Annotated in this window: 11 protein-coding genes; 9 read left to right on the top strand and 2 right to left on the bottom strand. The window is 58.9% G+C overall.

Annotation, left to right across the window (positions count from 1 at the left end):
* The first annotated feature begins 161 nt into the window (after positions 1-161).
* Together ACH2EH_RS23260 and ACH2EH_RS23255 are read left to right on the top strand one after the other, a co-directional pair.
* A complete protein-coding gene (locus ACH2EH_RS23260) occupies positions 162-515 on the top strand; it encodes a hypothetical protein (RefSeq protein ID WP_395145528.1) in 354 nt (117 codons plus the stop codon).
* Positions 515-940 carry a type II toxin-antitoxin system VapC family toxin gene (locus ACH2EH_RS23255; protein WP_395145526.1) on the top strand — a complete coding sequence of 142 codons (426 nt, stop codon included), beginning with the start codon at positions 515-517 and terminating at the stop codon, positions 938-940. Before ACH2EH_RS23260 ends, ACH2EH_RS23255 begins: the two co-directional genes overlap by 1 nt.
* 72 nt (positions 941-1,012) lie before the next feature.
* Here the strand turns inward: ACH2EH_RS23255 and ACH2EH_RS23250 are convergent, their stop codons facing one another.
* Entirely contained in the window at positions 1,013-1,675 is a 663-nt protein-coding gene (locus ACH2EH_RS23250) for a hypothetical protein (RefSeq protein WP_395145524.1), read from the bottom strand.
* Between the two features lie 481 nt (positions 1,676-2,156).
* On the opposite strand from ACH2EH_RS23250, the gene ACH2EH_RS23245 reads away from it, so the two are divergent.
* Positions 2,157-2,909 carry a sigma-70 family RNA polymerase sigma factor gene (locus ACH2EH_RS23245; RefSeq protein ID WP_395145522.1) on the top strand — a complete coding sequence of 251 codons (753 nt, stop codon included), beginning with the start codon at positions 2,157-2,159 and terminating at the stop codon, positions 2,907-2,909.
* Entirely contained in the window at positions 2,910-3,704 is a 795-nt protein-coding gene (locus ACH2EH_RS23240; protein ID WP_395145520.1) for a hypothetical protein, read from the top strand. It begins immediately after the preceding gene.
* A gap of 62 nt (positions 3,705-3,766) precedes the next feature.
* On the opposite strand, the gene ACH2EH_RS23235 is transcribed toward ACH2EH_RS23240, so the two are convergent.
* Positions 3,767-3,973: a hypothetical protein gene (locus ACH2EH_RS23235; protein WP_395145518.1), complete on the bottom strand. Its 207-nt coding sequence runs from the start codon at positions 3,971-3,973 to the stop codon at positions 3,767-3,769.
* Positions 3,974-4,190: 217 nt separating this feature from the next.
* Between ACH2EH_RS23235 and ACH2EH_RS23230 the strand changes: the two genes are divergently transcribed.
* Genes ACH2EH_RS23230 through ACH2EH_RS23210 form a run of 5 tightly spaced genes read left to right on the top strand, consistent with a single transcriptional unit; the run spans position 4,191 to position 8,086 of the window.
* Complete coding sequence (locus ACH2EH_RS23230; protein ID WP_395145516.1) at positions 4,191-5,192, top strand: galactokinase family protein; 1,002 nt, start codon at positions 4,191-4,193, stop codon at positions 5,190-5,192.
* 3 nt (positions 5,193-5,195) lie between these two features.
* On the top strand, positions 5,196-6,491 hold the full coding sequence (locus ACH2EH_RS23225; RefSeq protein ID WP_395145515.1) for an alpha-L-fucosidase: 1,296 nt from the start codon (positions 5,196-5,198) through the stop codon (positions 6,489-6,491).
* 33 nt (positions 6,492-6,524) lie between these two features.
* A complete protein-coding gene (locus ACH2EH_RS23220; protein WP_395145514.1) occupies positions 6,525-7,373 on the top strand; it encodes a deoxyribonuclease IV in 849 nt (282 codons plus the stop codon).
* A gap of 60 nt (positions 7,374-7,433) precedes the next feature.
* Positions 7,434-7,874, top strand: coding sequence for a hypothetical protein (locus ACH2EH_RS23215; protein WP_395145513.1), 441 nt, complete (start codon positions 7,434-7,436; stop codon positions 7,872-7,874).
* Between the two features lie 2 nt (positions 7,875-7,876).
* A complete protein-coding gene (locus ACH2EH_RS23210; protein WP_395145511.1) occupies positions 7,877-8,086 on the top strand; it encodes a helix-turn-helix transcriptional regulator in 210 nt (69 codons plus the stop codon).
* The last annotated feature ends 128 nt before the right edge of the window (positions 8,087-8,214 follow it).

The following is an 8,214-nucleotide window of genomic DNA, read 5'->3' as shown; positions in this document are numbered from 1 at the left end:
CTCACCAAGATTCTGGGCTACGATCCTGGTGGGAATCTTACCACCTACATCTCGCGCGGCATCGGCCTGGCTTTCGTCCCGTATCTTCCCTGGCTCGCCCCCCGATTTAATTGCCGCCCCGAAGTGGCACGATTGACGCTTCGTTGTGTATAATTCGGAGCATGTCTTTGTTGCTGGAGCTACCTAGAGAAACCGAAGAGGCTTTGCGTCGTCTGGCGGAAAAAGATGGCCTGGCACTGGATACTTTCGCGCTCAATGTACTCTCACGGGTAGCCCGAAATAGACAAGAAACGTTTGATGCCGATTATGATCCTGGAGATCTGACCGAGGCAGTGCGTAAAATTCGCACCCGCACCCCCGCAGAGTTCGAGCGCAATCGGGCCGAAGCTTTTGCAAAGAGTCGTCCTGCACTCTCTCTCCCCCAAGGGAAAACTCTGACCGAAATGCTTGTCGGAAAATGGCCGGGAGCGGAGACCGACGAGGAGATCGCTCAGATTCTTGAGGCTATTTCTTAGTGCCTTCCTACTTACTGGACACCAATATCTTCGTTCATGCCATCCGAAACAGCACCCTCTGGCAGACTAAAATCGTCCCTCTCCACGATCCTCTGAACACGATACCAGCGTGTGTTTACAGCGTCGTAACCGAAGGCGAGCTGAGATCGTTGGTGCATCAGCTTGGCTGGGGCGCTGCTAAACACACACAGCTTCAGAGTCTGCTGGCACAGATCCGACGCTTGGACATCTCCACGACAGCTATCTTGCAGGACTATGCAACCATAGATTCCCACTGTCGAACTAGCGGCTTCACCCTCAGCAAGAATGATCTCTGGATCGCGGCGACAGCCTCCGCGTTGGGTTTGACTCTCTTAACCACAGACAAAGATTTCGACCCACTCGATGGTGTCTTCTTGAATCGCATCTGGATTGATCCGACCTGATCTGTGGTTTTGTAAAGCCCTCCCCCTAGCCCCGCCGGGTACCCTCTGAGTGGGGGCTAGGGGGTGGGGTTTCTACTTTTTGCGGGCGCGGCGGATGGCGGCGCGGAAGGGGACTCCCCACGCGGTGAGGGTGCTGTAGGCATCGTTGCGGGCGGTGGTGGCCTCAACGGCGGCGCGGCTTGCGGCGGTGAGGGCGGCAGTGGCGCTGTCGAGGGAGTCGAGAAGTAGCTCGGCGGCACCCAGACCGGCGGCGTTATAGCCGCGCTTGGCAAGCGCCTCCGCATAGGGGGGCTGCAGGGCGCCCTGGTAGGCGGCGCGGGCGAGGGTGACGAGCTTCTGGCGGTCTTTGGGGACGATCCCCGTGGCACCCAGCGCCTTGCGTGCGGCGGGGTCGCGGGGGTAGGCGATACGCACCACATCCCGGTAATGAACATAGCGCCGCCGCGCGGTCTCGTCGGCATCGGTTGCGATCTTGAGAGCGGCCTCTTCGGCTCCCATCGCGGTCTGCCGGTGGGTGTAGGCGCTCTGTGCGCTTGCCGCATGGGCCTGCCCATCGGCGAGGGCGGCGCTGTCGAAGCCCAGCTCGGTCATTCCTGCTGCAAGTGCGGTGTCCTTGCGCACAGCCTGGATGTCTTGCACGTACTGGGTGATGTCGTTTTGAATGCGCTGGTCTTGCTCGGCGCGTGGTGCTCTGGGTTTGGGGGCTGCTGCGCCCGCTTCGGGTGTCGTGTCCATAGTTTCGTACTGCCTTTCTTTTCTATCAAAGTGCCTTGCGTTGCGATCAGAGAGCCTCGCGCCGCGATCAAAACGCCTCGCGCCGTGATCGGAGTGCCTCGCGCCGCTATCAGAGCCTCTGCCCTTTTGATCCCAAGACAGAGCGCTGGCTTCACACTGCCTTGCCCCATCTTTGCTCTTTTACGCCCCCTAATCGAAAGAAAGTTCCCGTCACAATTCAGTTTTTGCCTCCCGGCCTCGCACCACTCGGCCATGGGCACCCCCTGGGTACGGGCTTCGCGAAGGGTTTGGTGTGCTGAAACTACCACATTCGCAGGCACCCAGAGGGTACCCGACGACCGAAAGCCGTACCCAGAGGGTGCCCAGGTCGGCGGTGGTGCCGCCGGGGAGGAGGGTCTGAGGGTGTGGAAAACTACACAGCCGTCGCGGTGCATACTTTTTTGTGATTCGATGAGATAACAGCGTGGAGGTCTTTTTGACTATGGAAGACGCGAGAACCTATCGGCTTCTGGAGGCGGCAAAAAACGGGGAGCAGCGAGCACGAAGTGCGCTCGTCGAGCAGCATGCGCCTTTCGTCGCCTGGACGGTCAGTCGCCTGCCTCATGCGCCTCTTACGCGTGAGGATGCGCTACAGCACGGGCATATTGGGCTGATCTACGCCATTGAACGCTTCGATACGCGTCGTGGTACCAAGTTTACGACGTTTGCTCACTACTGTATCAAGTCGGAGGTACGGCGAGGCCGCATCATCGAGTCGCCTCTCCCTTCCCACGTCATTCGCTGTCTGGTCAAGATGCAGGATGCCTACGAGGAGCTCCTGGCTACCCTGGGACGCGAGCCGAGCCTCGCCGAGATCGCAGCGCGTCTTGGCGTGCAAGAGAAAACCGTCGAAGGCTGGACAAAGTTTGACGAGCGTGCCACTGCCGAGTCGCTGGATGCCGCCCGTCCTGGCTGCGAAGACATCACTTTGCATGACCTCCTTGCCGACCCCACGGCGCAAGCGGCTTTCGACCGTATTGACGACCTTGCCCTCGTCACCGATTTCCGAGACAATCATGCGAATGAAAAACAGCGCGTTCTCATTGACACTATGAAAGACAACCTCGATATGGGCCAAGAAAAACTGGCAGAGAAGCTAAACGTAAATCAGACCACCGTCTCCCGTGGGCAAGCTCGGATACGAAAGCAAGTCATAGACCTGCACCAGCATCACAAAACCTCGGAGGGAAAGTAAATGAGACCAGATACCAACACCACACAGTTCCTGAGCTACTTGGCCCGTCAGCGAGAAGCCCTTCACCAGAGGGAGATAGAACAACACCTTGCCCAGCCCGACCCCGAGGACGAAGCAGCGGCCAACGAGTACCTGGCAACCCACGCACCCGAAGCCCCTGCCCTTGCGCTCTTCGTCGCCCCGACCATCACGGATACTGCACCTGCTGCTGTACCAAGTTCCCCCTTCGCGAAGCCGGAGGGGGTCGGTCGGAGTGAGGCACGAACGGAGGCCGGGGGGAGGCAAAACACTCCTAAGCAAAGTAAACATGAAATAGAAGACACCGCGTACCACCTCGCGGCTATCAGAGATGTCCCGGAGGCGCACCGTGGTCTACAGATAGAGCGTCTGGCGCGGAAGATAGCGTCCTGGAGTCCAGAAGCTCGTGAGCGGTTTGTGATCAAGACCGGTGAACTCCTGGTAGGTCACTCCCGAGAGACGCGTGAGATAGTGCTTGGAGTTCTCATGGAGGCGTTGCCGGGAAAGCTTCCAGCATCATCGCCTCCCACAGAAACGATTCTTTTGGCAGGTCAGGCCAATTTGCTGATGCCACGACTGATTAGCATTGCTAAGCATGACGCTAAGTGGAAGCGTGATATTTTGGCGGCTGGGTTGCGTGACGAGCTCATGCGCAAAGACCTACTCAGCCAGGCAGCCTCGATCATAGCGCAAGGCGCAGCGTATCTGGATGATCTGGACTTAGACACCCGCCTTCGGGTAGGACAGATTTGCCGGGTGTTATTCGGTAGAAATTAGAGATAAATAAAGATAGCCCCCGGCACAAATGCCGAGGGCTATTTCTCTGCCGTCTGCTGGCTCTACGCCAGCGCCATTCCCGCCGTGGGGGGCAGCTCCGGGTCATTCCAGAAAAAGAGCAGCACCACCACCAGCGCCAGCAAGACCGCTACCGCCGCGCCCCACAGCGGCAACAGTGCTGCGCTGATCGCAAGCATCAAAGCCAGCGTCGTCGCCAGCGCCAGCACCGGGCCGGGCTGTACTAGGATGTTATTCCGTTGATTTTGCATTTCGTTTCCAGGCTCCTCTGCTTCTCTTATGCAGTGAAACCCTACCGTTTATGCACACACCCAAAAATCTCCCTCCCTCTGTTTCCCCTCCCTCCCCCCGGCCCCCTCCCTCCCGATAACGGGAAAGGGAGGGGGTCGTGTGGGGTCCCCGCTTGCGGGGTGCGCGGGGGGAGGGCAAACAAAAACACCAAAAGGCACGATGCTGTAAAATAGCCCTATGATCGTGGCAACTGCGCCTGGCCGCTGCGGCGTGCTGGGCAACCCGACCGATATGTACGGCGGCTCCGTTCTCTCCTGCTCTCTCTCCGAGCGTGCGACGTGCACGCTGATGGACTCCGACGCGCTGGTTTTAGAGGCCGACAATGGCGAGCGCCAGGTCATTCACTCGCGGGCGGATCTGGAGACCTCCCCCGACTTTCCGCGTTTGGACTTGGCGAAAGCCGTGCTCAAGGGCATGGGCATTGCGCCGGGCGAAGTCGGCTTTCATCTCACCACCAGCACTGAGATTCCCATGCAGGCGGGGCTTGCGGGCTCGACGGCGCTCATGGCGGCGGTCTACGGCGCGGTCTCTCAAAAGCTCGGGCGCGTGGAGCACAAGCATGCTATTGCCGCCGCGATTCGCAAGATAGAATACGAGATTCTGGGGGTGATCTGCGGGTTTCAGGATCAGCACATGGCGGTCTTTGGGGGCCTCAACTACATGGACTTCCGCGATAAAGGCAGCCATATTCCCATGGACGAGCAGCCCTACGCCACTGTTGAGCCGCTGATAGACTTAGTCCCTCAGCCTCTGCCCTTTGTGCTGGCGCACACCGGAGTCAAGCACCACTCAGGGGCGGCGCACAAGCCCGTGCGTCAGCGCTGGCTCGACAACGACCCCGAGGTACGCGCACTCTACGATCACTTTGTGCCGGGGTTGGCACGCAATGGCAAGAAAGCGCTGCTGGAAGGCGACTGGGCAACCATTGCAAAACTCATGAACCAGAACCAGGACGTCCAGTTCCGGCTCGGGGCGAGCGGCGCGGCGGTGGACAAGCTGGTCGAGGTGGCGCTGTCAAACGGGGCGCTGGGAGCCAAGCTCGCCGGAGCGGGTCAGGGGGGAACCGTGCTCTGCCTGACCTTTGAGCCCGAGCGCACGGTTGCGGCCCTCAAAGCCGCCGGAGCGGGACGTATTATCGTCCCCGTGCCCTCGGCGGGGCTGACAGTTCAGGTAAAATAGGCCATGTCACTGACGATTCCACAACCCGACCCGACGCCCGGCGATACGTCCTGGTTCACCCACGACCGCTTTGGTATGTTTATCCACTGGGGCCTCTACGCAATGGGGGCGCGCCACGAGTGGCTCAAGAACTACGAGCAGCTCACCGATGAGCGCTACGAGCGCTACTTCAAGTTCTTCGACCCCGATCTCTACGACCCGGAGGTCTGGGCGAGTGCGGCAGAAAACGCGGGAATGAAGTACTTTGTGATTACCACCAAGCACCACGAGGGGTTTTGTCTCTGGGACTCGGCGCTGACCGACTATAAAGCCACGAACACTCCGGCAAAGCGCGATCTCTTGCGCCCCATGGTCGATGCATTCCGGGGCCACGGCCTCAAGACGGGTTTTTATCACTCGCTGATTGACTGGCACCACCCAGATTTTGTAGTGGACGGCGTGCACCCCCAGCGCAACTCCCCCGAAAAAGACGCGCTCAACACAGGCCGTGACCAGAGCCGCTACGCGCAGTATCTGCACGGACAAGTGCGCGAGATTCTCTCCGAGTTCGGCAAGATTGATATTCTCTGGTGCGATTTTTCGTATCCGCCGCAGAAAGGCCGCTTGGAGTGGGACAGCGAGAATCTCTACAAGCTCATCCGCGAATTGCAACCAAATATCATTCTCAACGACCGTTTAGACTTAGAGTCTGGCTGGGATATCAAGACCCCCGAGCAGTTCCAGCCGCGCCAGTGGGTGCACTTCAATGGCAAGCCCGTCACCTGGGAAGCCTGCCAGACCTTCAGCGGCTCGTGGGGCTACCATCGCGACGAATCAAGCTGGAAGTCTTTAGAGATGCTGATCCAGATGCTCATTGACACGGTGAGCAAGGGCGGCAACTTACTGCTCAATGTCGGCCCCACGGGGCGTGGGGAGTTCGATGTGCGTGCGCTGGATCGCCTCCAAGGCATGGGCGAGTGGATGAAGCGCCACAGCCGCGCCATCTACGGCTGCACCCAGGCCCCCACCGAGCTCGGCGACGCGCCTCGGGACTGCCGCTACACCTACAACCCCACGACTAACCAGCTCTATGTTCATGTGCTCGCCTGGCCGTTTGGTCAGCTCTACCTAGATGGTCTTGATCCGGCACGCGTGGAGTACGCCCAGCTTCTTAATGATGCCAGTGAGGTGCTCATGAAAGATATCGATCCCTGGCAGCACGACTTCTCGGGAGACAATAAGCGTGCCTCACTCGCCCTGCGCCTCCCGATCCAGAAGCCCAATGTCACCGTTCCCGTGATCGAGATTTTCCTGAAGTAGCGCGGGACGTACACCGGGGGTAGTATCTCTAACATGCCTCGATTTCTTTTTGGAGCCCACACGGGTGTCGCCGGTGGCCTGCACAATGGTCTGATCGAAGGAGCCCAGATCGGCTGCGACACGATTCAGATATTCACGTCAAGCCCACGTCAGTGGGCGGCAAAGCCTCTGACCGACGATGCCATTGCACTGTGGAAGGCGAAGGCGGCGGAGGTCGGGATTGCGCCGCTGATCGCCCACGACTCGTATCTCATCAACCTTGCCTCGCCCGATCCCGAGACGCGGCAGAAGTCGCTGAGTGCGTTTATTGCGGAGCTAGAGCGTGGCGAGGCGCTGGGCTTAGATTTTCTGGTCTCGCACCCGGGGGCGCATGTCGGCAGTGGCGAGGAGGTCGGAATCGCTCAGATTGCAGCAGCGCTGGATGAAGTGCATCAGGCGACAGCGGGCTTTAAGATCAAGATCGCGCTGGAGACCACGGCGGCCAAGGGAACCACCCTGGGTGGTGTCTTCGAGCACTTCCCCGCGATTCTTTCCCGAGTTGCCGAGCCGGAGCGCATTGTTGTGTGTCTGGACACCTGCCATATCTACGACGCGGGATACGATTTGGTGGGCGATCCCACGGGAGTCTGGGATAATTTTGCAGCGACCGTCGGCTTTGAGAGGCTGAAGATTATCCATGCCAACGACTCCAAGTTCGGCCTAGCCAGCAAGCGTGACCAGCACGCACACATTGGCGAGGGCACTATTGGCGACGCGGGCTTCGTGGCATTTCTCTCGGATGTGCGCCTCCCTGAGAACCTCGCACTGATTGTCGAGACGCCCGAGGACGACGGCAAGGGGCACCGGGAGAATATCGCCAAGCTGAGACAGCTCTTGAGTTAAAGTAAAATATATTTGACATAAAGTAAAATATAACGTACGTTAACAACGGAGGTTACTTCGATGGATATGTCGTTTCGTGAGAAAAGTGCGTGGGCCTGTCTGGTCACGACCGGGGTGGTATTTGTCCCCTACTTCACGTTTATTTTTCAGCTTGCTAGCAAAGGCGAGCTGATTCTCCCGCGAGTGATTGTGGCGTTTGTTGCTGCCGTGCTTGCACAGATCGTTCTCAGCTCCGTCTACATGACGGTCATTGCCTTAAGCACCCGCCAGGAGCCAAGAGACGAGCGCGATCATGCGATTGAGAACCGGGCCTTTCGTAGTGCCCACTGGGTGCTCGTCATTGCCCTTTGGCTTTTGGTGCTGGGCGGAGTCATGCTCACCCCCGTCTTTCCCAAGCTTATCTCCGTCGCCTTTGTGGGACAGCTTGCTTTGCTAAGCTTTGTCTTAAGCGAGCTGGTGCACTATGCCACTCTGGCCCACGGCTACCGGAGAGGGCACTAGCCATGCCGATTCGCAACAATATCCGCAAGTTGCGCTTTGAGCACGGCGAGCTTACCCAGCAAGCCCTCGCTGAGAAAGTGGGGGTCACGCGGCAGACTCTGATCGCCATTGAGGCGGCCAAGTACTCTCCCACGCTGGAGCTCGCCTTTCGCATCGCTGCCGTCTTTGGCAAGCCGCTCGACGATGTCTTCCAGCACGAACCGGAGGTCTGAAACAAAAATAGAGCAAAGCCCATCGCGACTCTTCTCTCCGGTAAAATGAGCTGATGATTTTCCTGCACTTTTCTCTGCTACCCGGCGAGGGGCTTATTCGTTGCATGCTCCGTGAAAACTCAGGCACG

Source organism: Armatimonas sp. (genome assembly GCF_043760365.1).
Lineage (GTDB): Bacteria > Armatimonadota > Armatimonadia > Armatimonadales > Armatimonadaceae > Armatimonas.
The sequence above is the reverse complement of the archived record's forward strand: the minus strand, read 5'-3'. Positions and strand labels throughout refer to the sequence as shown.